The sequence below is a fragment of the Amycolatopsis stemonae genome (genome assembly GCF_054781455.1).
In genome coordinates this window covers 838540-861886 of record NZ_BAAGUJ010000002.1, presented here as the reverse complement: position 1 = coordinate 861886, position 23347 = coordinate 838540, and the positions used below count along the sequence as shown (strand labels likewise).

The following is a 23347-nucleotide window of genomic DNA, read 5'->3' as shown; positions in this document are numbered from 1 at the left end:
TCCGAGGGTGCCTCGTCGTCTGCCACGCCCCCGCCCTCCGCGGGACCCGACCTACAGGTAGAGCCCCGTGCCGTGCTCGGTGCGCTCGGTCGCCACGGCGTGGATGTCGCGTTCGCGCATCACCAGGTGCCCTTCGCCCTGGATCTCGACCTCGAGCTGGTCCTCCGGGTTGAAGAGCACGCGGTCGCCGGTCTTGACGTTCCGCACACTGTTGCCGACGCCCAGTACATCACCCCAGGCGAGCCGCCGCGCCACCTGTGCGGTGGCGGGGATCACGATGCCGCCGCTGCTGCGGCGCTCGCCCTCTTCCGGGGACAGCCGCACGAGCACCCGGTCGTGCAGCATCTGGATCTCGAGTTTCGGCCCGTCAGACACGGCCTGCATGTTACTCGGCGGGCCGGGGTTCCCCCGCCATGACCAGGCTCAGCTCGTGCGCGCCGTCCGCGGCGAGGCGCACCGGGACGCCCCAGTCCTGCCGGGTGATGCGGCACGCCGGGTGGTCGCCGCCGTCGTCGCAGCTCGCCGCCTGCGCGACCACCTGCAGCACGCCTTCCGTCACGCCCGGCGCGAGCTGGATCTTGCGCGTGAGGTCCGTGCCGGTGCCGTCGCCGCCGGCCAGCAGCGACGGGGGTGAGGCGCTGATCTCCAACCGCGTCGACGGGCCGAAGCGGTCGTCGAGCTTCTCGCCCGGCGGCGCCGTGAACACCACCGAAAAGTCGATCTCACCAGGGGCCAGGACCGTCGGCGGTCTGCGGACGGCGTGCGCGTCGCCCGAGACGACCGTCGGCTCCGAGGACGAGTCCAGCGGGGCGATCCGGTTGCCCGCGGACTCGACGACCAGCAGTTCGCCGTCGTGCAGCAGGAGTCCCTGCGGCTCCGAGAGCCCGGTGGCGATCGTGGTCACGACGCGGGTGAAGACGTCGAAGCTGCGGACGGCGCCGTTGTAGGTGTCCGCGATCGCGATCTTGTCGCCGGGCAGCACCGCGAGGCCGAGCGGGTGCTGCAGCAGCGCCTGGTCGGCCGGGCCGTCGGTGTGACCGAACGAGAACAGGTCGACGCCGATCGCGGTGTGCACCGTGAACGACTCGCCGTCGGGCTCGATCCAGCGCAGGGCGGACGTCTCCGCGTCGGCGAGCCACAGCTTGTCGCCGTCCGCGGCGAGGCCCGAGGTCTGCGCGAAGAACGCCTCGGCGACATCGCCGTCCTTGAGGCCTTCGACGGTCGTCCCGGCGAAGCGGCGGATCGTGCCGGACACCGGGTCGAACACGCTCAGCGTGTGGTTGCCCGCCATCGCGACGACGACCCCGCCGGCCGGGCCCCACCAGGCGACGTCCCACGGGCTGCTCAGGTCGACGTCGGGGCCCTTGCCCGAGTCCGGGCCGGTGCGCCACTGGGCGCCCGTGCCGGCGACCGTCTTCACCTCGCCGGTGATCAGGTCGAGGCCGCGCAGCCGGTGGCCGGCGGTGTCGGCGACGACGGCGTGGTAGCCGGCGCGCTCGGCGACGTCGTAGGGCAGCAGCGCGATGCCGGACGGCTCGGCGAAGGTCGCGACGTCGAACGGGCCGTCCTGGCCGCCGCGCTCGCCGCTGCCGAAGCGCCGGATGACGGTCTCGCCGTCCGAAGCGAACTCGACGACGGAGTGGTGCCCGGTGTCCGCGACGAGGACGCGCCCCTCGGCGGTCGCGACGGCCTTGCTCGGGAACCGCAGCTCGCTGACCTGCTCTTCGACCGCCACGTACGGGCTGCCGCCACGCCGGAGCGTCCCCTTCGCTTCGTGCTTGGTGACGAGATCGGCGATGACGCGGCGAAGCGCCTCTTCGTGCCCTTCGCCCGCTGCGACGTGCACGACATACCCCTCGGGGTCGACGACGACCAGCGTCGGCCACGCGCGGACCGCGTACTGCGACCACAGGTCCATTTTCGGGTCGTTGACGACCGGGTGGTGCACCTCGTAGCGCCGGACCGCGGCCTCGATCGACGCGCGCTCGCCCTCGTGCAGGAACTTCGGCGAGTGGACGCCGATCGTGACGAGCACGTCCGCGAACTCGGCTTCGAGGGGACGCAGCTCGTCGAGCACGTGGAGGCAGTTGATGCAGCCGCTGGTCCAGAAGTCCAGCAGGACGATGCGCCCGCGCAGCTCGGCGAGGGTCAGCGGGCGGCCGCCGGTGTTCAGCCAGACGTCGCCGCGCAGCTCGGGAGCGCGCACGCGGGCCTGCGGTCGGGGTGAAGTCACGGCAAGAGTGAACTACACGCGTTCACGACCTGTTCCGAAGTCCGGCCGATGAGAGAACAAACTCACCCCACGGGGGTGCCCCGTGAAGACGGCGGAAAAGAACGCGCGGCGGGGTGAGCCGCCGCTTACGCTCGTCGTCATGACCCCCGTCCAGCCGGCCGGTGCCCTCTCGTTGGAGGAGGCCCGGCACCTGCAGGAGAACCTCCGGGAACCGGTGCGTCCCGGGCTGACCGAACCCGAGCTCGACGACGTCGAGCGCCGGTTCGGTTTCCGCTTCGCCGCCGACCACCGGACGTTCCTGGCCGCCGGCGTGCCGATCGGCGACCGCTGGCCGGACTGGCGCTGCGGCAACCCCGAGCAGCTGCGCAAACGATTGGCCTGGCCGGTCGACGGCGTGCTGTACGACGTCGAGCACAACGGCTTCTGGCTGCCGGAGTGGGGGACCCGCCCGGTCGGCCCGGAGGACGCGGTCCGCGAAGCCCGCCGGCGGCTGGCCGACGTCCCCCAGCTGGTGCCGGTCTGCGGGCACCGCTACCTGCCGGGGCTGCCCGGCACGACCGGCTACCCGGTGCTGTCGGTGTACCAGACGGACATCATCGTCTACGGCTGTGACCTGCGCGACTACCTGCACCGCGAGTTCGCGACCGGCGGCATCAGCACGGCCCCGCCGGACGGGCCGCGGTACATCGACTTCTGGTCGCGCTTCATCGACTAACCGGCTATTCGCTCGTCTAGCACCAGGACTAGAAAGACTTAGCTTTCCCTGCGCAGCATCCGGCTGACGCCCGCCGCCACCGTGGTCGCCAGGATCCAGCCCGACGCCGTGAAGCCCGCGGCCACCCAGTTGTCCGCGCCGTGCATGTACCACCGCGACTTGTTGCCGAAGTCGACGATCGGCACCAGCAGGTCCGCCGTGTAGATCACCGCGTTCCACTGCAGGCCGGTGTCCTGCTGGTTCACCACGCAGCGGGGGCCGTTCGCGATGATCTGGTGCGTTTCGTCCGACTTCCAGTGCACGCAGTCGTCGGTGCCCAGGCCGAACCACAGGCTGCCCAGCACCAGCAGCGTGAACAGCCAGCCGAGCGCGCGCACCGGGCGGTAGCCGTAGCCGACCATCGAGCGCTGCAGCCAGCTCCACAGCCGCACGCCCGGGCCGAAGAACTTGAACCCCCCGGCCAGCGCTTCGTAGCGGAACTGCTGCTTGCGCAACGCCACCGTCGAGGCGTGCTCTTCGTTCCCCGCCGCGCGCAGCATGTGCGCCAACTGGTCGTACGGTCCCGGGCGGTAGCCGCGCATCGCTCGGCTCAGCAGCTCGATGCGGTGGTCGAGCGCCTTGTCGTCGTCGAGCGGGATGCTCTTGCCGAGCGCGTCGTAGCGGAAGTCCTCCAGCTCGATGCCCTCGGCCGCGGCCCAGAACGCCTCGTTGTCGGTCAGCGTCCCGCAGTGGGCGCGGCGCAGCACGACCCGGCCGGCCGGCGGCACGCTCGGCGTCAGCGTGAACTCGTCCGCCGCGACGTCGCCGGCGTCGAGCGCCACGAAGAACGGCGAGAGCGACCCCAGCTGCGAACCCCGCAGGTCGACGCGCCGGGCGACCTGGGCACCGTCGAGGTTGACGCCGCCCTCGGCGACGAACGGGCGGCCGTTGTTGTCCCGCAGCGTCAGGTCGCGGCCGACCCGGCCGGTCCGGACGTCCAGGGAGAAACTGCTGGTCGCGCGGCGTCCCGGGTCGGTCAGCCGGGTGCCCGCGAGGTTGATGCTGCCGCCGACCTCGACGCCCTGCAGGCGCAGCGTGCCGTGGATCGTCGCGTCCGTGAGCTGGAAGTTCCCCGCGATCCGCGAGCGGCGCGCCGAGAACACGTCCCGGCCCGGGTGGCGGAACATCGAGTTCCAGGCCAGGAAGTTGCCGCCGACGGTGACGTCGGCCAGCCGCAGCTGCCCGGTCGGCACGCGCAGGCTCGTCGCCTCGATGTCGCCGCCGATCTCGGTGCCGTCCAGGTGCAGCGCGCGGTCGTAGTAGGGCTGCGACTTGCCGCGCACGACGCTCACTTCGGCGCCGGCCAGCCGCAGCGAGCCGCCGATCCGGGCGTTGACCATGCGCAGCGTGCCGAGCGCCTGCAGGCCGTCGGACAGCTCGACGTTCCCGTCGACGCGCATCCGGTCGAAGACCAGCGCGGGCCGCGGGTCCAGGTAGGGGTCGTTCGACTTCCACGCGTCGACGGCGATCGGGCCCTGCTGCGACACCGTCAGCTTGGCCTCGCGCAGCACGATGTCGCTGGCCACCGTGGCGCTCGGCAGGTACATGATCCCGGTGGCGGAGAAGCGTTTCCGCTGGCTGGCGGGCCCGTAGTTGTCGACTTCGCAGAGCAGGCTGCCGCCGATCTGCAGTCCGTTGCCGTTGAGCGCGAAGCCGTCCGGGTTGTTGAGCGTGGCGCCGGAGAAGTTGACGTTACCGCCGGTCCGCACGCCGGGGAGCCGGACTTCGCCGTTCGCGACCATCCGGTACGCCAGCAGCGCGCCGGTCAGCACGAGCCGGTCGGCCTGGATCGCCTTGCCGTGGGGGTGCGAGATGACGGTGCGCGTGAGGACCATCGACCCCTCGATCACCGCGTCGGTCAGGTTGACCGCGGCGTTCGGCATCCCGCGCTCGCGGTCGTCGCCGCGCTGCACGGTGGTTTCCTCGATCTCGCGGTCGGCGCCGTCGACCTGCACGACGCTGCGGATCAGCCGGACGTCGTTGCGGCTGCGCATGTTGCGGGCCTTGAGCCCGGGCAGCCAGCACTTGCGGAACACGAGGCCGAGCAGGTTCGCCTCGCGCACGTCCGGCGGCTGCTCGAACCGGCAGCGCTCGAAGCGGAACAGGTACTTGAGGTCGGCGGCCCGCAGGTCGAGCGTGCCGGTGATGTAGGCGTCCTCGACGTAGACGATCGGGGCGTTCGTGGCCTGCCGCCGCCAGCGCAGCAACCCGCCGTTGCCGGGTTTGAGCAGGTCCGACGCCTTGACCTCGTACCGGCGGTCGGGAATGCCCGCGAAGGGGTCGAGAGGTGGCAGCGCATTTTCGGTCGTCATGAGCCGCCCCCTCCCTCACCCTCCTTCAAAGTAGCGAACGTGAACGGTGTTCGTCAGGCATTCGGGTTGAGTACACGGGCGAGGAACGACTTCGTCCGCTCCTCGCGCGGGCTTCCGATGACCTGGTCGGGCGGGCCCTCTTCGACGACGACCCCGCCGTCCATGAACAGGACCTTGTCCGCCACCTCGCGCGCGAACTGCATCTCGTGCGTGACGACGACCATGGTCATGCCGTCCTTGGCCAGCTGCTTCATCACGCCCAGGACGTCGCCGACGAGCTCCGGGTCCAGCGCGGACGTCGGTTCGTCGAACAGCATCAGCTTCGGCTGCATCGCCAGCGCCCGCGCGATCGCGACCCGCTGCTGCTGCCCGCCGGACAGCTGCGACGGGTAGTTCTTCGCCTTGTCCCCGAGCCCGACGCGCTCCAGCAGCTCCAGGGCACGTTGCCGCACCTGGGCCTTCGGCTCGCGACGGACCTGGATCGGCGCCTCCATCACGTTTTCCAGCGCGGTCATGTGCGGGAAGAGGTTGAACCGCTGGAACACCATCCCGATGTCCTTGCGCTGGAACGCGACCTCCTTCTCGCGCAGCTCGTGCAACTTGTCGCCACGCTGCTTGTAGCCGACGAGCACGCCGTCGACGTAGAGCCGGCCGGCGTCGATCTTCTCGAGGTGGTTGATGCAGCGCAGCAGTGTCGACTTGCCCGAGCCGGACGGCCCGATCAGGCAGAGCACCTCGCGCTCGTGCACCTCGAGGTCGATGCCCTTGAGGACGTCGACAGAGCCGAAGCTCTTGCAGATCCGCTGTGCGGACACCACAGGGGTCATTGGGCGTTCCCTCCACCCCGGCTGAACATCCGCGCCGCCCAACCCTGCCGCTGGACCACGTCCCGCGACGTGCCGCGCGAGAACCGCTTCTCGATCTGGAACTGGATCAGGGTCAGCACCGACGTCATGAACAGGTACCAGGCCGCGGCCGTGATGAGCAGCGGCACGGTCTTGTAGTTCTGCGAGTAGATGGTCTGCACCGCGACCATCAGCTCGAAGTAGCCGATGACCACGACCAGCGACGTCGTCTTCAGCATCGAAATCGTCTCGTTGCCGGTCGGCGGGATGATCACCCGCATCGCCTGCGGGAGGATGATCCGCCGCAGGGTCTTCGTCCGGCTCATGCCGAGCGCGCTCGCCGCCTCCAGCTGGCCCGAGTCGACCGACTGGATGCCGCCTCGCACGATCTCCGCCATGTACGCGGCTTCGTTGAGGCCGAGCCCGAGCAGCGACGCCGTGAACTGGGTGATCAGCTGGTTGGTGTCCCAGCTGACGAACTCCGGCCCGAACGGCACGCCCAGCCCGAGCCGGGGGTACGCCAGCGCCAGGAAGTTCCAGATGATCAGCTGCGTGATCAGAGGCGTGCCGCGGAACAGCCAGATGTAGATCGCCGCCGCACCCGAGGTCAGCGGGTTCGGTGACAGCCGCATCACGGCGAGCAGGATGCCGCCGGCGATGCCGATGATCATCGAGATCACCGTCAGGATGAGCGTGTTCTGCAGGCCGCGCAGAACCCGGTCGTCGAAGAGGTAGTCCCCGACGACCGGCCACTGCAGGGCGTCGTTCGTGATCACGCTGCGGATCACGATGAACGCCAGGAAGACGATGATCACCCCGGCCACCCAGCGCCCGTAGTGGCGCACCGGGACGGCCGTGATGGGCTCGGCGTCGATCGGCGCCTCGGCGGGAGGCGCTTCGGAGGAACTCACGAAAATCGGTCCTTAACTCAGGAGGCCGGGTTGATCTCCGACTTGGTGACCGCGCCCGCGGCGTTCAGGCCCCACTTGTCCAGGATCTTCTTGTAGGCGCCGCTGTCGATCAGCTTTTGGATCGCGCCCTGGACGGCCTTGCCGAAGTCGCCGCTGTTCTTCGGCAGCACGATGCCGTACGGCGCGGTGTCGTAGGGCGCACCGACCGACTCGAGCTGGCCGTTGGTCTGCTTGACCGCGTAGTCGATGACCGGCGAGTCGGCCAGCTCGCCCTGCACGCGCTTGGCGGTGAGGGCCAGGTTGACGTCCGTCTGGGCCTGCAGCTGCGTGACCTCGATGGCCGGCTTGCCCGAGCCGGTGCAGGCGGCGTTCTTCTTGTCGAGGTCTTCGACCTGGGTGGTGCCCTTCTGGACGGCGATCTTCTTGCCGCACAGGTCGTCGGCCTTGAGGCCGTCGGGGTTGCCCTTCAGCGCGGCCAGCGAGGTGCCCGCGCTGTAGTAGGAGATCATGTCGACCGACTGCAGCCGGTCCTTGTTGATGCTGAACGACGAGATGCCCATCTCGTACTTCTTGGCGCCGATGCCCGGGATGATGCCGTCGAACGAGGAGTTCTGGAACTCCATCTGCACGCCGAGCACCTGGCCGATGGCGGTGCCGAGGTCGACGTCGAAGCCGGTCGCCTTGCCGCCGTCCTGGAACTCGTTCGGCGGGTAGCTCTGGTCCTGGCCGACCACGATCTTGCCGTCGGTCTTGACGTCGGCGGGCACCATCGCGGCGAGCGAGTCGTCCTTGGCCACGGTGCCGGTGTCACCCGACGACGCACCGGGCGCGGCACTGCTGGACGCGACACCACCCGCGCCACTGCCGCCGGCCCCGCACGCCATGGTCAGTCCGACCAGGGCGAACGCAGGCAGCAGCGCGATCGCCTTGAGCTGGGTTCCTCGGGCCACGTCGTCACTCCTCGTAGTTCTCAGTTCGTGAGAGCACGCATATTGCCACTCATCCATACCAAAGCACAGCACTGGTGAGTTACGGCGACGTTTCACACCGCGCCCACCAGCGTGGGAGTGTCGCGCGTTCGTGGCCACGTGGGTCAGGATGTCGTTCATGAATCCCACCCCGCCTCGGCTGCCCCCGTCCGGTCGACGCGCGAGGAAGGCGACGACCCGCCGGATCACCCGGCCCGGGGCCCGGTTCGACGGGTACCTCTCGCCGGAACGCCCGCACGCCGGCGCGTACGACGAGATGTTCGCGCCCGACGGCACGGTCCGCGGCCCGTACCGCGCGCTGTACGAGTCGATCGCCGCGCTCGACGCGCACGACCTCAACTCGCGGTCGCTCGCGCTGGACCGGGCGATGGTCGACCAGGGCATCACGTTCTCGCTGTCCGGGCAGGAGCGGCCGTTCCCGCTCGACCTGGTCCCGCGCGTGATCCAGGCGGCCGAATGGACCAAGCTCGAGCGCGGCGTCGCCCAGCGCGTCCGCGCGCTCGAAGCGTTCCTCGCCGACATCTACGGCGACCGGCAGATCCTGCGCGAAGGCGTGCTGCCGCGGCGGCTGATCACGTCGTGCGAGCACTTCCAGCGGGAGGCGTTCGGCATCAACCCGCCGAACGGCGTGCGCATCCACGTGTCCGGAGTGGACCTGGTCCGCGACGAGGAGGGCACGTTCCGGGTGCTGGAGGACAACCTCCGCAACCCGTCCGGGGTGTCGTACGTGATGGAGAACCGGCGGACGATGGCGCGGGTCTTCCCGGACCTGTTCGCCCAGCACCGCGTCCGGCCGGTCGGCGACTACGCGTCGCACCTGCTCCGGGCCCTGCGCGCGGCGGCCGCGGCGAACGTCGCCGACCCGATGGTCGTCGTGCTGACCCCCGGCGTCTACAACTCGGCGTACTTCGAGCACTCGCTGCTGGCCCGGCTGATGGGCGTCGAGCTGGTCGAAGGCCGCGACATGTTCTGCCGTGACAACGTCGTCTACCTCCGGACGACCGAGGGCGAGCGCCAGGTCGACGTCATCTACCGGCGCATCGACGACGAGTTCCTCGATCCGGTGCACTACCGGCCGGACTCGGTGCTCGGCATCGCCGGCGTCCTCAACGCGGCGCGCGCGGGCAACGTCGTCGTCGCGAACGCCATCGGCAACGGCGTCGGCGACGACAAGCTCGTCTACACCTACGTGCCCGAGATGGTGAAGTACTACCTCAACGAGAAGCCGTTGCTGCCCAACGTGGACACCTACCGGTGCTGGCTGCCGGACGAGTTCGACCACGTGATGGCCCACCTCGACGAGCTGGTCGTCAAGCCGGTCGAAGGCTCCGGCGGCTACGGGATCGTCTTCGGGCCCGAAGCGACTCCGGCGGAACTGGCGACGCTGCGGCGGAAGGTGCGGGCCAACCGGCGCGGCTGGATCGCGCAGCCGGTGGTCCAGCTCTCGACCGTGCCGTCGAAGGTCGAGGACCGGCTGGCGCCGCGGCACGTCGACCTGCGGCCGTTCGCCGTCAACGACGGCAAGGACATCTTCGTCCTCCCCGGCGGCCTGACGCGGGTGGCGCTGCCGGAGGGCAGCCTGGTCGTCAACTCGTCGCAGGGCGGCGGCTCGAAGGACACGTGGGTGCTCGCGTCCCGCGCGTCGACGGCCGAGCGCGAGCTCGAACAGCCCGCGCTCGGTGCGATGTCCACTGTGGACGGCCTGACCGCCGAGCAGGGACCCGAGCTGACCTCGTCCCAGCAACAGCAGCAACAGCAGAGCTAGGGAGGTTCGGATGCTCGCCCGCAACGCGGAGTCGCTCTACTGGATCGGCCGGTACGTCGAACGCGCCGACGACACATCCCGGATCCTCAACGTCTCGGTCCACCAGCTGCTGGAAGACGCGACCGTCGACCCGGACTACGCCAGCCGGCAGCTGCTGGCCGTCCTGGGCATCGATTCGGAGGGCACGGACGCCCTCGACGTGTGGAAGCTGACCGAGCTGGTGGCGTACGCGAAGGACAACCCCGCCTCGATCGTCGGCTCGATCAACTCGGCCCGCGAAAACACGCGCGGCGCGCGCGAAGTCGTCTCGACCGAGCTGTGGGAATGCCTGAACGCGACGTGGAACGCGGTGCCCGACCGGCAGCGCTACGCCCGGCGCGCGGGGCCGCACGCGTTCCTGTCGTTCGTGGAGGAGCGCGCGGCGATGTTCGCCGGCCTCGCCGACTCGACGATGTCCCGCGACGACGGCTGGCTGTTCATGGTGCTGGGCCGCTCGATCGAACGCGCGGACATGGTGGTGCGGCTGATGCTTTCCCGGGTCGCCGACCGCGCGTCTTCGCCGGGCTGGATCACCGTGCTGCGCTCGGCCGGCGCGCAGGACACGTACCTCCGGACGTACCGGGGCGCGCTGGACGCCGGCCGCGTCGTGCAGTTCCTGGTGCGGGACACGCTGTTCCCGCGCTCGGTGTTCCACGCGCTGCGGCAGGCGGAGGAGTGCCTGCAGCGGCTCGACCCGGGCGGCGGCTCGCGCAGCAACGAGAAGTCCGAGGCGTTGCGCCAGCTCGGCCGGGCCCGCAGCGAGCTGGAGTTCCTCCGCCCGGCGGACCTGCTGACCGACCTGCCGCGGCGGCTCGGGGCGTTGCAGACGACGATCAAGGAGATCGGGGAAGCGGTGTCGTTGCAGTACTTCAGCACGTCGCCGTGGGTGGCGTGGAGCGGTGCGGAGGTTTCCCTGTGACGTGGCAGCTGCGGGTGGCGCACCGCACGGGGTACCGGTACGCGACACCGGCGACGCAGTCGTACAACGAGGCGCGGCTGACCCCGCGTTCGGACCGCCGCCAGACGACGGTCGCGACCCGCATCGAGACGACCCCGGCGACGCGCGCGTACCGGTACACGGACTACTGGGGCACGGTCGTGACGTCGTTCGACCTCCACGCACCGCACACGGAGTTCACGGTCCTGGCGACGTCGGTGGTCGAGACGGCGGACGAAGCCGAACCGATCCGGACGGCGTCGTGGACGGAACTCCGCAGCGACACGGTCGTCGACCACCGCACGGAGTACCTGACCCCGACCGACTACACCCCGCGCGACGCCACGCTGGCACGCGAGGCCCGCTCGCTGCGCCGCGGGCTGGACCCGGCGGAGTCGGTGCTGGCGGTGTGCGAGTGGGTGAACAAGCAGCTGAAGTACCAACCGGGCACCACGGGCGTCCACTCGACGGCGACCGACGCGTGGCAGGCACGCGAAGGCGTGTGCCAGGACTTCGCGCACGTGACGCTGGTGATGCTGCGCGCGATCGGCATCCCGGCGCGGTACGTGTCCGGCTACCTGCACACGAAGCCGGACGCGAAGCTCGGCGAGGTGGTGGAGGGCGAGTCCCACGCCTGGGTCGACGTCTGGACGGGCGGCTGGTGGGCGTACGACCCGACGAACGCGATCCCGGTCGGCCCACGGCACGTGTGGGTGGCGATGGGCCGCGACTACACGGACGTGGCGCCGCTGAAGGGAATCTTCACCGGCGGCGGGCAGTCGACATTGGACGTCTCGGTGCAGCTGACCCGGCTGGCCTGAGCGGCACTTCCACGTGAAAGCGACCTGGAGGGGCGCTTTCACGTGGAAGCCGCGGTCAGCCGTGGGCGTGCGCGTCCAGGATGTGCGCGACGGCCTCGGTGACCTGCTGCGCGTAGTCCAGGTGCAGCCACTCGTCGGGCACGTGGATGTTCGAGTCCGCTCCGCACGCGCCGGTGACCAGGAACTGCGCCTCCGGGTACTTGCGCGAGAGCAGGCCCATGAACGGGATCGACCCGCCCATGCCGGTCGCGCGGTGGGGGCGGCCGAAGACCTCGTCGCTGACGCGGCGCAGCGCGGTCGTCAGCCACGGTGCTTCGGTCGGCGCGTTCCAGCCGTTCTCCGCCTGCGGCGAGCCGAGCGTGACCTTCGCGCCGTACGGGACGTCCGTGGTCAGCGCGTTCTTCACGGCCTCGAGCGCCTTCTCGGCCTCCGCGGTCGGCGGGAGCCGGAAGCTCAGGGTGAGCGTGGTGCTCTCGCGCAGCACGTTGCCGGCGTCGGCGGGCTTCGGGAAGCCGTCGGCGCCGATGACCGACAGCGTCGGGCGCCACGCGTTGTTGAGCATCAGCTCGAGCGCGTCCTCGGTGATCACGCGGCCGCCTTCGACCAGCGGGAACGCCTTCGTCAGTGCCTCGGGGAAGTCCTGTGCGACGGCCTTGAGCTCGGCGAGCCGGTTCGCCGGGACGTCCACCTTGAGCTCGTCCAGCAGCAGTTCGCCGGTCGCGCTGTCCTCGAGCCGCTCGATCAGGTGCCGCAGGATCCGGAACGAGCTCGCGACGACGCCCGAAGCGACGCCGGAGTGCTGCGCCGAGCCCAGCAGCTGCACGTTCACGTCGAGGTGCAGCATCCCGCGCAGGCTCGTGACCAGCCACAACCGCTCGTAGTCGCTGCCGCCGGCGTCCAGGCAGACCACCAGCGAGACGTCGCCGATGCGGTCGGCCAGGTGCTCGACGTACGCGGGGAGGTCGGGGCTGCCGGACTCCTCGCCGGTCTCCAGCAGCACGACGATCCGGGCGTGCTCGCCGCCGGCCGCGTGGACGGCTTCGATCGCCGTCGTCGCCGCGTAGCCGGAGTAGCCGTCGTCGACGGAGCCGCGGCCGTACAGCCGGCCGTCGCGGATCACCGGGGTCCACGGGTCGAGGCCTTCGGACCAGCCGCCGACCGGGGGCTGCTTGTCGAGGTGGCCGTACATCAGGACGGTGCCCTTGTCCGCCGCGCCCGGGGTCGCCGGGACGTCGACGAGCAACAGGGGAGTGCGGCCTTCGAGCTGGACGACTTCGAGCGTCGCGCCGGGCAGGTCACGCCCGGCGATCCAGGCGCGGACGTGCTCGACGGCCGCGGCGAGGTGCCCGCTGTTCGCCCAGTCGGCGTCGAAGGCCGGGGACAGGGCGGGGATCGCGACCAGCCCGGACAAGCTCGGGGTGACGTCGTTGGTCCACGAGGCCACCACGGATTCACGAACGGATTTCTGCTCCACGCGGCCCATCGTGCCACGCACCTGACAACCGGGGCTTCGCCCCGGGCCGGGGGCTCCGCCACCCGGAGCCCCCGAAAAGCTGCCAGTGCCGCCGTGCGGCACATCACAGCACGTCGACGGAGAGTGTGTACGGGTGTCCGCACGCGCAAGTACGCGTGCGGACACCCCTGGTGAGCAGGCGGACCGACTCCCTACTCTCGTAGGTCCGAAGCTAGGTCTTCCTAACGTTTTCCCTGTTCAGAGCCCGTTTCTCAGCAACAAATCAGCAACCGTGGCTCACCAAAGCGCGGACCTTCGTGCCAGGATGTCGGCGAGAACCGTCAACGCCGACGGTGACCGAGCGCTTCGGACCCGATGCGCTGGTCCCCGCCGGTGCAGTCGCTGTGGTCGCCACAAGCGGCCGCCAGAGGCACCGACACCAAGGAGTACAGCGCATGCCGTCCGAACAGTGGACGCACCCGGAGCCTGGAGACGGCCCGGCCGCCGTATCGGCCCAGCCCTCCCCCGAACAGGTGATCGCCGGATTGCGAGCAACCAGCGAAGGTGGCGCTGAGCTGACTCAGCTGCTCACCCCCGAAGGCGAACGGGTCCCCTCGCCCCAGTTCGACAAGTACGTCGACGACATCGACGCCGAAGCGCTGCGCGGGCTCTACCGCGACATGGTGCTGGTGCGCCGCGCCGACCGCGAAGCGAACGCGATGCAGCGCCAGGGCCAGCTCGGCATCTGGGTCCCGCTGCTCGGCCAGGAAGCCGCGCAGATCGGCTCGGGCCGCGCGCTGAAGAAGAACGACATGGCGTTCCCCAGCTACCGCGAGCACGGCGTCGCGTACGCGCGCGGGGTCGACATGAAGGAGCTGCTGGGCATCTTCCGCTGCACCGACCACAGCGGCTGGGACTACCAGGGCCACGGCTTCCACCCGTACACCATCGTGATCGGCAACCAGGTGCTCAACGCCGCCGGGTACGCGATGGGGCAGAAGTTCGAGGGCAAGGTCGGCGACGACGACGGCGAAGCCACCATCTGCTACTTCGGCGACGGCGCGACCTCGCAGGGCGATGTCCACGAAGGATTCGTCTGGGCCGCCGTCTACGACGCGCCGCTGGTGTTCTTCTGCCAGAACAACCAGTGGGCGATCTCCGAGCCGACCGAGCGCCAGTCGCGCCTGCCGCTGTACCAGCGCGCCCGCGGCTACGGCTTCCCCGGCATCCGCGTCGACGGCAACGACGTCCTGGCCTGCCTGGCGGTGTCGCGCTGGGCCCTCGACGAGTGCCGCCACGGCAACGGCCCGGTCCTGATCGAGGCGTTCACCTACCGGATGGACGCCCACACGACGACCGACGACCCGACGCGCTACCGGCTCTCCGACGAGCTGGAGGAGTGGAAGCTCAAGGACCCGATCGAGCGCGTCCGCGCGTTCCTGGCCCGCGGTGGCGGTGCCGACCAGGCGTTCTTCGACAGCGTCCAGGCCGAGGCCGACGCCTTCGCGGCCGAACTGCGCGACTACACGTTCAACATGCCGGAGCCCCCGCCGGACCGGATCTTCAGCAACGTCTACGCCGAGGGCAACCCGGTGCTGGACGCGCAGCGCGAAGAGTTCCTGTCCTACCTCGACGGCTTCGTATCGGCGGGTGAGCACTGATGACCGACCTCCAGAAACTCACCATCGGCAAGGCGCTCAACCTCGGCCTGCGCCGGGCGATGGAAGAAGACCCCAAGGTCCTGATCATGGGTGAGGACGTCGGCAAGCTCGGCGGCGTCTTCCGGATCACCGACGGCCTGCAGAAGGACTTCGGCGAGCAGCGCGTGCTGGACACGCCGCTGGCGGAGTCCGGCATCATCGGCACCGCGGTCGGCCTGGCCGTGCGCGGGTTCCGGCCGGTGTGCGAGATCCAGTTCGAAGGCTTCATCTTCCCGGGCTTCGACCAGATCTCCTCGCAGCTGGCGAAGCTGCACTACCGGACGCAGGGCAAGGTCAAGATGCCCGTCGTGATCCGGGTGCCGTTCGGCGGCGGGATCGGCGCGGTCGAGCACCACTCGGAGTCGCCGGAGTCGCTGTTCGCGCACATCCCCGGCCTCAAGGTCGTGTCCATTTCGAACGCCGCCGACGCCTACTGGGGCATCCAGCAGGCGATCAAGTCGGACGACCCGGTGCTGTTCTTCGAGCCCAAGCGGCTGTACCACTCGGGTGCGCTGCGCGCGGAGATCGACGTGGCCGGGACGCCGTCGCGGGTGTTCTCGTCCCAGGTGGTCCGCGAAGGCACGACGGCGACGGTCGTCGCGTACGGCCCGTCGGTGAAGGTCGCCCTCGACGCGGCCGCCGCGGCCGAGGACGAGGGCAAGTCCCTCGAGGTCATCGACCTGCGCACGCTCTCGCCGCTGGACCTCGGCCCGGTGTTCGAGTCGGTGCGCAAGACCGGCCGGCTGATCGCGTTGTCGGAGGCGCCGTCCGAGTCGTCGCTGACCTCGGAGATCGCCGCGCGCGTCCAGCAGGAGTGCTTCTACTCGCTGGAAGCCCCCGTCCTGCGCGTGACCGGGTTCGACACGCCGTACCCGCCGGCCAAGCTCGAGGAGCACTACCTCCCCGACCTGGACCGGGTGCTGCACGCCGTCGACCGTTCGCTCGCCTGGTAAGGGGGATCTCCGCGCAATGCCTACGTACAAACAGTTCCCCCTGGCCGACACGGCGGAGGGGCTGACCGAAGCCGACATCCTGGCCTGGCAGGTCAAGCCGGGCGACACCGTGACGGTCAACCAGATCGTGGTCGAGATCGAGACCGCGAAGGCCGCCGTCGAGCTGCCGATCCCGTGGGCCGGCGTGGTCACGGAGCTGCTGGTCGAGCCGGGGCAGACGGTCGAGGTCGGGACGCCGATCCTGACCATCGACGTCGACCCCGGCGGTGCGTCCGCCGCTCCCGCTCCCGCGCCCGCCGAACAGCCGGCCGAGGAGGAGATGAAGCCGCTGGTCGGCTACGGCTCCAAGACGGTCGTCACGCAGCGGCGGGCCCGCAAGGGCTCGGAACCCGCTGCTCCGGTGGCCGCGGTCGCCGCTCCACCGGCGCCTGCGCCCGCTCCGGTCGCGCCTCGCGGCGGGTACGTCCCGCTGGCGAAGCCGCCGGTGCGGAAGCTGGCGAAGGACCTCGGCGTCGACCTGCACGCGCTGACCGGCAGCGCTTCCGGCGGCGTCATCACGCGTGAAGACGTCGAGCGGGCCGCCAACGGCACCCCGGTCGTCGAGTCCGTTGTGGACAGCGGATCCCGCGAGCGGCGCGTGCCGATCAAGGGTGTCCGCAAGGCCACCGCGGCGGCGATGGTGCAGAGCGCGTACACCGCTCCGCACGTCACGGAGTTCCTGACCATCGACGTCACGCCGATGATGGAGTTCCGCGAGAAGCTGAAGAAGTCGCGGGAGTTCGCCGGGGTGAAGGTCACGCCGCTGACGTTCGCGGCGAAGGCCGTGTGCCTGGCAGCGAAGCGCACCCCGGACGTCAACGCGGTCTGGGACGACGCGGCGCAGGAGATCGTCTACAAGGACTACGTGCACCTCGGCATCGCGGCGGCCACGCCGCGCGGCCTGATCGTGCCCAAGGTCCGTGACGCCGACTCGATGTCGCTGAAGGAGCTGGCTGTAGCGTTGACGCAGCTCACGGACGTGGCCCGGGAGGGCAAGACGCCGCCGGCCGACATGCTGAACGGCACGATCACGATCACCAACGTGGGCGTGTTCGGCGTCGACACCGGTACGCCGATCATCAACCCGGGCGAGTCCGCGATCCTGTGCCTCGGCGCGATCAAGGACCAGCCGTGGGTGGTGGACGGCGAGATCAAGGTCCGCAAGGTGCTCCAGCTGTCCCTGAGCTTCGACCACCGCGTGGTCGACGGCCAGCAGGGCTCGGAGTTCCTGGCCGACGTCGGCGCCCTGCTGGCCGACCCGGCCATGGCCATGACGTACTGAGCCAAAAGCCGGCCGATGGGGTGTCTCCGAATCAAGGAGGCACCCCATCGTCACTTCCGGATATCCGCCAACGCGCGTTTTCGCCGCGGACCGACAACGATCAGATGACTTCGCGTTATGTCTTGACGCCTGCTCGGGCCTACCCGGAAAGCAGTAACTGAACGTAACAATCACCACCGCTCCGGCGACAGGTACCTACGTCAAACAAGAGGCCGAAACCGGGGAGCTGAATTCAGTGACTGCCGACCTGAACGTCAACGAGTCTCCCGTTGATGGCAGCAGCCCCCAGGAACTGGCCCGCGAACTCGCCAAGGCGTATTCAACGGCACTCGCGATCTCGCTGATCAACGAGAATGACCGGCCGTTTTCGCGCATCTCGGAAAACGTCGAGATCGATCACGGTGAATGCCGGAGACGATTGACCATCGATTGGCACCTGCCCACACTCGCCGAAGCGCTGCACAACGACCCGCGCATGCGGGACGCCGAGACGATCCAGTCCTTCAACGAGTTCAACCCGACCCTGGTTCTGCCCATCTTCATCGCCCGCAAGGGTCGTCTGATGAACCACTTCTGCGTCGAAGACCCTGGCGGCACGAAGCTCTACTTGTGCGGGCAGCGAGAAGGGCAGGAGCGAACCCGGATCATGCTGCGAGTCTTCTGGGAGGTGGTGGGACTTACCCCACCCGGAAACTTGTACACCGCCGGCAGACTCGAAGAACTGGGGCGCAAGTATCTGGAAGTGCCGGCAATGGACGCAGATGCGGCAGAGGTGCGTGTCGGGCACGTATGCACCGAACTGCGAACCCTCGGGCTGCCATTCTACCCCGAGGCGCTCGGTCGCCTCAAGTACGTCGGCAACTACATGGCCAAGCGGCACCTGATCTGGCTCCATCTGACGGCCCGCCCAGGTCAAGCGGTCCGGCTCAGCGTCTCGTACCGCACGAGGTTTTCCGCCGACTATTCGCCCAGACCACGAGAAGGCAGATATCAGCCGAAGAGCATCTTCAAGCGACTGGACGAGGGTGCTCGACGTGCTGTCGGACAGGAGCCGTACGAGTTCAGGATCCCGATCTCGACCCACAGCTTGTGCACGAGTTACCACTTCACCCAGACCGCACCCGCCGGAACCTTCTTCCTCGAACAGCGGTTTGCGTACGAGCAGACGCTGACCATGCCGAAGCCGTATCAACAGGGCACGTTCGAGGAGAGCCTGCGAAAGAGCGAGGCAACCACTCAAGGTGAGAACGAAGCTGGCGGGCCGGTAGCTCACCTGTACGCCCGCAATCTGCCAAGCAAGGTGGGTGACCAGGTCTACGCGTACACGCTCCTACGTGAGCGCCCTCCCGGCACAACGGCGCTGGTGATGTGGCTGACCCTCTTCGCCAGCATCTTCTTCTGGTTCTTCTGGCGCATATGGGATGGCCTGGTCTTCGACGACACCAAGGGGATCGATGTGGCGGCCCTGTTTGTTGCCCTCCCCGGCCTGGCGTCGATCTGGTTCTCCCGGGCTTTCAAGGACGACATCAGGCCGCGGATCCCCTTGGTGAGCCGGATCGGGTTGCTCGCAGTCGGGATGTCAGCGTTTTACGCACTGCTCGGCGTTGTCGTGAGGCGCGGCGTCTGCAACACAGGCTCTGCCGTGTGTACACCCGAACTGATGGCCGTCTTCTCGCGAAGTGCCCTGTTCGGCGTGGCCCTACTACTCAGTGTACTGACGGCTTGGCTCTTCGTGCGGAAGTGGCGCTTCCAAAAGAGTTATCAAGAGCTCCAGAAGAACGTAGTCGACCCCTACTCACGCTAGAATCACACGGAAGGTGTCCTCGATGCCGGAGAGATCGACATGGAATTCATGCGACCACAGGTCGGTGAGATTATGGATCTGACCGTCAACGCGGGTCCGGACACGTTCAGCGCCCAGGCGCAGAAAGTCCTCCAGCACGATGACCGAACCACGGCGTCCATGTTCTCCGACACAGCGCGTCAGCCGTTCATCGTCGCGACGGACGCCGCGTCGGCAGCCCGCCTGCCCAACCTCGTTCCCGAGAGCTGGCACCCCCACATGACGGAGTTGATCTTCCGCGCCGTGGCGTACGTATCGAGGACACCGGCAACAACGTCGACGCAGATCGACGGAAGAGACTAGGGCTCACGCGCTTCCGGCTTGGTCGGCGATCAGATTGGTCCGGCCGAGGATGCCTCGACCTCAGCGGTCGCGATCCCCGACGCCATGCGCAAGCACCGCGAACGCCATCACCCAGACCACACCCAGGCGCCAACGATTACCCATTTGACGGAGTGAGCACTCACTCCGCACACTGGTGACATGACCCCAGCACCCGAAACCCGGCGCAGAGCGCCGAGCATGAGCGCCGAAGACCGGCGCGCCATGATCGTGCACGCGGTGCTGCCGCTCCTGATGGAGCACGGCACCGCGGTCACGACCAGCCAGATCGCCCGCGCCGCCGGCATCGGCGAGGGCACCATCTTCCGCGCGTTCAAGGACAAGGACGAGCTGTTCGACGCCTGCACCGCCGAGGTGCTGCGCCCCGACCACGTCCTCGACGCGATCGCCGAGATCCCCGTCGAGCAGCCCCTGGCGGACCGGCTCGTCGAGGCCGCCGAAGCGCTCGGCGCCCACTTCGAGCGGATGGGCGCGCTGATGGGGGCCCTGCACGCGTCGGGCAGGCACAAGCAGCGCGACCCCGAGCAGCGCCTGAAGAACCGCACGATGAAGGGCGGCCGCAGCGAGTCGATGACCGCGATGCGCGGCGCGATCACGGAGCTCTTCGAACCCGAGAAGGACCGGCTGCGGCTGACCCCCGAGCAGCTCGCCGCGTTGTTCCTGACCCTGCTGTTCGGCGGCCGCCGGATGGCGCCGATCGACGACGTCCCCACCACGCGCCAGGTGGTCGACGTCTTCCTGCACGGCGCGGTGGAGGCCCCGTGATCCCGGGCGGCGGGATGGAGTTCATGCTGGCCCGGCGCGGCCGGCGGCGGCACGTGTCGACGGTGCCGGAAAGCGGCCTCACCGGCCCGGTGGAAATCCCGGAGCCCAAGCAGGACGACCAGCCGAAAGACCTGCGGTCCCGGCTGAAGCGCGCCAAGACGTCGGTCGCGGGGACGGTCCGCGGCCTGCCCAAGGTCGTCAAGCTGACGTGGCAGGCCAGCCCGGTCCTGACGATCCTCCTGGCGCTGATCACGCTGCTGTCGGGGCTCCTCCCGACCGTGACCGCGTACGTCGCGAAGCTGCTGCTCGACTCGGTCGTCGCGGCGATCCAGCACAAGGGCACCACGGGCGACATCGTGAACGTCGCGTTGTTCCAGTTCGGCGTGCTCGCGGCGACGGCGATCAGCAGCGCGCTGACGTCGATCGCGCAGTCGCTGCTGCAGGAGCGCATGACGCTGACCATCCGCCACCAGGTGATGGCGCACGCGAGCGAGCTGCACCTGGCGTACTTCGAGGGCTCGACGTCGTACGACATGCTGCGCCAAGCGGCGCAGGAAGCACCGACGCGACCGCTGTCGATGATGAACTCCGCGCTGGGGCTGGTCCGGACGTTGATCACGTTCGGCAGCATGGTCGCGCTGCTCGTCGCGATCAGCCCGCTGCTGGCGCTGGTCGCGCTGCTGGCGCCGATCCCGGCGTTCATTTCGCAGTCGAAGTACGGCTCGCGCGCGTTCTGGCTGACGTTCCTGATGTCGCCGATCAAGCGGCGGATGGACTATCTGTCTTCGCTGGTCACGACGGACACGTACGCCAAGGAGACGAAGCTGTTCGGGCTCGGCCCGTACTTCGTCGACCGGTTCCGCCGGCTCGGCCTGGTGTCGTACGAGCGCCAGCGCAAGCTGACGATCAACCGCAACGTCAGCTCGACGTCCTGGGGGCTGCTGAGCACGTTCGCGGGCTCGGCGATCGCGCTGTACATCGCCCTGGAGGCGGTGGGCGGCCGGCTGACCCTGGGCGACCTGGCGCTGTACACCGCGGCGGCGACGTCCGTGCAGACGTCGGTGTCCGGCCTGTTCACGGCGTTTTCGGGGATGTACGAGAACAACCTGTACCTGGACACGCTGTACCGCTTCCTGGACACGAAACCGGAGATCACGGCGCCCGCGTCACCCCGCCCCTTCCCGTCCACTGTGGAGGGTCACATCGAGTTCGACTCGGTGACGTTCGCCTACCCGGGCTCGGAGGAACCAGCCCTGGACGACGTCAGCTTCGAGATCCGCCCGGGCGAAACGGTGGCGGTGGTGGGCCGCAACGGCGCGGGCAAGTCGACGCTGTTCAAGCTGCTGTGCCGGCTCTACGACCCCACGGGCGGCCGGATCCTGCTGGACGGCGTGGACATCCGCGACTACGACCCGGTCGAGCTGCGCAAGCGGATCAGCGCGATGTTCCAGGACTACGTGACGTACCAGGGAACAGCGGCGGAGAACATCGGCCTGGGCGACCTGTCGCGGCTGGAGGACCGCCCGCACATCGAGGATTCGGCCCGCCGAGCGGGCGCGGACGAGCGCATCGAGCGCCTGCCCAGCGGCTACGACAGCCCGTTGGGCCGCTGGTTCGACCAGGGCGTCTCGCTGTCCGGCGGCGAGTGGCAGAAGATCGCACTGGCCCGGGCGTTCCAGCGAGAGGCGCCGATCCTGATCCTCGACGAGCCGACATCGGCACTGGACGCCCAGGCGGAGCACGACCTGTTCGCACGACTGCGCTCCCTGTCGGAGGGCCGCACGACGCTGTACATCTCGCACCGGTTCTCGACGGTGCGCCAGGCGGAGCGGATCCTGCTGCTGGACCACGGAAAGGTCGCGGAGTACGGAACGCACGAGGAGCTGATGGCGGCGAAGGCCGGGTACGCGGACCTGTTCACCCTGCAGGCGCAGGCGTACCTGGACGAGGTGCCCAGCTGAGCACTCCCGGCCGGCACGCACCGGTCAGGCGAGCGTCCGGTGCCGGACGTGCCGGTCGGGGATCTCGGTGCCACCGCGGCACTCGACGTTGCGGAGGTTCAGCCACCGTTCGCCGCCGCGAGGGACCAGCCACGGCCGGATGCCTTCCCACTTGGCGATCGACAGCGTGACCGTGTCCAGCACGCTGTCGATCAGCCAGACCATCCGCTCCTGGTCGGCCTGCAGCTCGAGCCCGAACCGGCACCGGAGGAACCGCACGTCCTCGAACACCAGTCGCGGGAAACCCCCGGCCCCGGCGGTCCACCCGTCCGAGACGTCGAACACCAGCTCGGTGTCGGCGAACTCGAGCTGCTCGAACCGCAACTCGCCGCTGAGGATCGACACCGCCGAGAAGTCCAGCAGCTCGGTCCGGAAGCGGCAGCGGTAGAACGCGACGGACTGCCGGGCCAGGTGGCCGCCGGAGAAGTGGAGCACCCGGCCGGTGAAGTCGCAGCCGACGAACTCGGCCCGGCCGTCGAACCGGGCGCTGCCGAAGGTGGTCCGGTCAGCGCCGAAAACGGTGCCGTGGCAGCTGAGCGCCCCGGAGAACGACGAGCCGGCGAACGTGGTCAGTTCGCCGGTGAACTCGGCGCCGTCGAAGTTGACCAAGCCTTCAAAGCCGAGACCCGCGAAGTCCGCGTTCTCGAAGCGCACCCCGGTGAAGTCGAAGTCCAGGGCCCGCCAGGTGCCGAGGTAGCGACTCAGCCGGTCACGGACCATGCGCAAGATCGCCTGCCGCACCTCTTCTTCGCCGGGCGTCACGACGTCGGGCTGCAGGCGCAGGTACCCGCACAGGACGTCGACGCAGACCTGGCGCTTGTCGGCCCAGTCGTCGGCCAGGCCGGCGAGGGCGTAGACACCGGTCAGCCGGACGGCGGGGCTGTCGTGGGCGAGCTGTTCGGCAGCGGTGCCGAGCCTTTCGTTGAAGCCCTGCACGGCCTCGCGCCCGGCCTTCTCGACAGCGAGGGCGTGCTCGTTTTCGGTGACCCGCTGCTTCCGGTAGTTGACGGCGAGCAGCACCACCCCGCCGAACCCGGCGACCACGGAGAGTGCGATCTTCAGCAGGTCGAGCAGCTGGTCAACGGCGAACACCCCGGCGGTCGGCAACCGCGGCCAGCCGAGGAACCACAGCAACCCTCCACCGGTCCCCACGGCGACAACCCCGGCGATGACCAGCCATCCGAGCACGGAGAGCGAGATCCCACCGCCGACCCGAGGCAGCGCGGGCAACCGCGGCCCCCGCCGAGCGACCACGAGCACAACCGCAGCGAGCACCGCGGCGGCGATGAGGAGCCAGCGGAGCCAGTCGGACACGAGGGGTGAGACTAGCCGGTGTGCTCGAGGGCGCGGGAGCAAATCGGACA

General features: G+C 69.2%; 19 protein-coding genes. 11 read left to right on the top strand and 8 right to left on the bottom strand.

Annotation, left to right across the window (positions count from 1 at the left end):
- Window positions 1-51: 51 nt before the first annotated feature.
- Window positions 52-384 carry a GroES family chaperonin gene (locus ACYVLJ_RS10295; protein WP_013230909.1) on the bottom strand — a complete coding sequence of 111 codons (333 nt, stop codon included), beginning with the start codon at window positions 382-384 and terminating at the stop codon, window positions 52-54.
- Between the two features lies 1 nt (window position 385).
- Entirely contained in the window at window positions 386-2206 is a 1821-nt protein-coding gene (locus ACYVLJ_RS10290) for an NHL domain-containing thioredoxin family protein (RefSeq protein WP_460438633.1), read from the bottom strand.
- Window positions 2207-2372: 166 nt separating this feature from the next.
- Here ACYVLJ_RS10290 and ACYVLJ_RS10285 point away from each other — a divergent pair, with 166 nt between their 5' ends.
- Window positions 2373-2948, top strand: a complete 576-nt coding sequence (locus ACYVLJ_RS10285; protein WP_451970430.1) for a hypothetical protein — start codon at window positions 2373-2375, stop codon at window positions 2946-2948.
- A gap of 38 nt (window positions 2949-2986) precedes the next feature.
- Here ACYVLJ_RS10285 and ACYVLJ_RS10280 read toward each other — a convergent pair whose 3' ends face one another.
- Genes ACYVLJ_RS10280 through ACYVLJ_RS10265 form a run of 4 tightly spaced genes read right to left on the bottom strand, consistent with a single transcriptional unit; the run spans window position 2987 to window position 8005 of the window.
- On the bottom strand, window positions 2987-5299 hold the full coding sequence (locus tag ACYVLJ_RS10280) for an oxidoreductase (protein WP_460438438.1): 2313 nt from the start codon (window positions 5297-5299) through the stop codon (window positions 2987-2989).
- A 53-nt stretch (window positions 5300-5352) separates the two neighbouring features.
- Window positions 5353-6126, bottom strand: coding sequence for an amino acid ABC transporter ATP-binding protein (locus ACYVLJ_RS10275; RefSeq protein WP_451970435.1), 774 nt, complete (start codon window positions 6124-6126; stop codon window positions 5353-5355).
- Complete coding sequence (locus ACYVLJ_RS10270) at window positions 6123-7055, bottom strand: amino acid ABC transporter permease (protein ID WP_460438437.1); 933 nt, start codon at window positions 7053-7055, stop codon at window positions 6123-6125. The genes ACYVLJ_RS10275 and ACYVLJ_RS10270 overlap by 4 nt, the downstream gene beginning before the upstream one ends.
- 17 nt (window positions 7056-7072) lie before the next feature.
- Window positions 7073-8005: an ABC transporter substrate-binding protein gene (locus ACYVLJ_RS10265; protein ID WP_451970441.1), complete on the bottom strand. Its 933-nt coding sequence runs from the start codon at window positions 8003-8005 to the stop codon at window positions 7073-7075.
- 148 nt (window positions 8006-8153) lie between these two features.
- Here ACYVLJ_RS10265 and ACYVLJ_RS10260 point away from each other — a divergent pair, with 148 nt between their 5' ends.
- Genes ACYVLJ_RS10260 through ACYVLJ_RS10250 form a run of 3 tightly spaced genes read left to right on the top strand, consistent with a single transcriptional unit; the run spans window position 8154 to window position 11606 of the window.
- Complete coding sequence (locus ACYVLJ_RS10260; protein ID WP_451970444.1) at window positions 8154-9809, top strand: circularly permuted type 2 ATP-grasp protein; 1656 nt, start codon at window positions 8154-8156, stop codon at window positions 9807-9809.
- 10 nt (window positions 9810-9819) lie between these two features.
- Window positions 9820-10767, top strand: a complete 948-nt coding sequence (locus ACYVLJ_RS10255) for an alpha-E domain-containing protein (protein WP_451970446.1) — start codon at window positions 9820-9822, stop codon at window positions 10765-10767.
- The gene (locus ACYVLJ_RS10250; RefSeq protein ID WP_451970448.1) at window positions 10764-11606 is read left to right on the top strand and encodes a transglutaminase family protein; all 843 of its coding nucleotides are present in this window, start codon (window positions 10764-10766) and stop codon (window positions 11604-11606) included. The genes ACYVLJ_RS10255 and ACYVLJ_RS10250 overlap by 4 nt, the downstream gene beginning before the upstream one ends.
- A gap of 55 nt (window positions 11607-11661) precedes the next feature.
- Here ACYVLJ_RS10250 and ACYVLJ_RS10245 read toward each other — a convergent pair whose 3' ends face one another.
- Window positions 11662-13080: a M20/M25/M40 family metallo-hydrolase gene (locus tag ACYVLJ_RS10245; RefSeq protein ID WP_460438436.1), complete on the bottom strand. Its 1419-nt coding sequence runs from the start codon at window positions 13078-13080 to the stop codon at window positions 11662-11664.
- A 434-nt stretch (window positions 13081-13514) separates the two neighbouring features.
- On the opposite strand from ACYVLJ_RS10245, the gene pdhA reads away from it, so the two are divergent.
- The 7 genes from pdhA (at window position 13515) to ACYVLJ_RS10210 (ending at window position 21944) form a co-directional block, all read left to right on the top strand.
- Window positions 13515-14720 (top strand): pyruvate dehydrogenase (acetyl-transferring) E1 component subunit alpha, encoded by a 1206-nt coding sequence (gene pdhA, locus ACYVLJ_RS10240; RefSeq protein WP_451970453.1) that lies wholly within the window; start codon window positions 13515-13517, stop codon window positions 14718-14720.
- Window positions 14720-15712, top strand: coding sequence for an alpha-ketoacid dehydrogenase subunit beta (locus tag ACYVLJ_RS10235; protein ID WP_451970456.1), 993 nt, complete (start codon window positions 14720-14722; stop codon window positions 15710-15712). The genes pdhA and ACYVLJ_RS10235 overlap by 1 nt, the downstream gene beginning before the upstream one ends.
- A 16-nt stretch (window positions 15713-15728) precedes the next feature.
- On the top strand, window positions 15729-17033 hold the full coding sequence (locus tag ACYVLJ_RS10230; protein WP_460438435.1) for a dihydrolipoamide acetyltransferase family protein: 1305 nt from the start codon (window positions 15729-15731) through the stop codon (window positions 17031-17033).
- A 235-nt stretch (window positions 17034-17268) separates the two neighbouring features.
- Entirely contained in the window at window positions 17269-18837 is a 1569-nt protein-coding gene (locus tag ACYVLJ_RS10225; RefSeq protein WP_460438434.1) for a hypothetical protein, read from the top strand.
- A 39-nt stretch (window positions 18838-18876) separates the two neighbouring features.
- Entirely contained in the window at window positions 18877-19179 is a 303-nt protein-coding gene (locus ACYVLJ_RS10220) for a hypothetical protein (protein WP_460438433.1), read from the top strand.
- Window positions 19180-19398: 219 nt separating this feature from the next.
- Entirely contained in the window at window positions 19399-19983 is a 585-nt protein-coding gene (locus tag ACYVLJ_RS10215) for a TetR/AcrR family transcriptional regulator (RefSeq protein WP_451971946.1), read from the top strand.
- 14 nt (window positions 19984-19997) lie between these two features.
- A complete protein-coding gene (locus ACYVLJ_RS10210) occupies window positions 19998-21944 on the top strand; it encodes an ABC transporter ATP-binding protein (protein ID WP_460438632.1) in 1947 nt (648 codons plus the stop codon).
- Between the two features lie 24 nt (window positions 21945-21968).
- On the opposite strand, the gene ACYVLJ_RS10205 is transcribed toward ACYVLJ_RS10210, so the two are convergent.
- Entirely contained in the window at window positions 21969-23297 is a 1329-nt protein-coding gene (locus ACYVLJ_RS10205; RefSeq protein ID WP_460438432.1) for a pentapeptide repeat-containing protein, read from the bottom strand.
- Between the last annotated feature and the right edge of the window lie 50 nt (window positions 23298-23347).

What these genes read in the sequence shown, in the direction of transcription:
- ACYVLJ_RS10255 (WP_451970446.1), top strand. Translation starts at nt 9,820, where the DNA reads ATGCTCGCCCGCAACGCGGAGTCGCTCTACTGGATCGGCCGGTACGTC.
- ACYVLJ_RS10230 (WP_460438435.1), top strand. Translation starts at nt 15,729, where the DNA reads ATGCCTACGTACAAACAGTTCCCCCTGGCCGACACGGCGGAGGGGCTG.
- ACYVLJ_RS10285 (WP_451970430.1), top strand. Translation starts at nt 2,373, where the DNA reads ATGACCCCCGTCCAGCCGGCCGGTGCCCTCTCGTTGGAGGAGGCCCGG.
- ACYVLJ_RS10275 (WP_451970435.1), bottom strand. Translation starts at nt 6,126, where the DNA reads ATGACCCCTGTGGTGTCCGCACAGCGGATCTGCAAGAGCTTCGGCTCT.
- ACYVLJ_RS10295 (WP_013230909.1), bottom strand. Translation starts at nt 384, where the DNA reads ATGCAGGCCGTGTCTGACGGGCCGAAACTCGAGATCCAGATGCTGCAC.
- ACYVLJ_RS10220 (WP_460438433.1), top strand. Translation starts at nt 18,877, where the DNA reads ATGGAATTCATGCGACCACAGGTCGGTGAGATTATGGATCTGACCGTC.
- ACYVLJ_RS10280 (WP_460438438.1), bottom strand. Translation starts at nt 5,299, where the DNA reads ATGACGACCGAAAATGCGCTGCCACCTCTCGACCCCTTCGCGGGCATT.
- pdhA (WP_451970453.1), top strand. Translation starts at nt 13,515, where the DNA reads ATGCCGTCCGAACAGTGGACGCACCCGGAGCCTGGAGACGGCCCGGCC.
- ACYVLJ_RS10210 (WP_460438632.1), top strand. Translation starts at nt 19,998, where the DNA reads ATGGAGTTCATGCTGGCCCGGCGCGGCCGGCGGCGGCACGTGTCGACG.
- ACYVLJ_RS10235 (WP_451970456.1), top strand. Translation starts at nt 14,720, where the DNA reads ATGACCGACCTCCAGAAACTCACCATCGGCAAGGCGCTCAACCTCGGC.
- ACYVLJ_RS10215 (WP_451971946.1), top strand. Translation starts at nt 19,399, where the DNA reads ATGAGCGCCGAAGACCGGCGCGCCATGATCGTGCACGCGGTGCTGCCG.
- ACYVLJ_RS10260 (WP_451970444.1), top strand. Translation starts at nt 8,154, where the DNA reads ATGTCGTTCATGAATCCCACCCCGCCTCGGCTGCCCCCGTCCGGTCGA.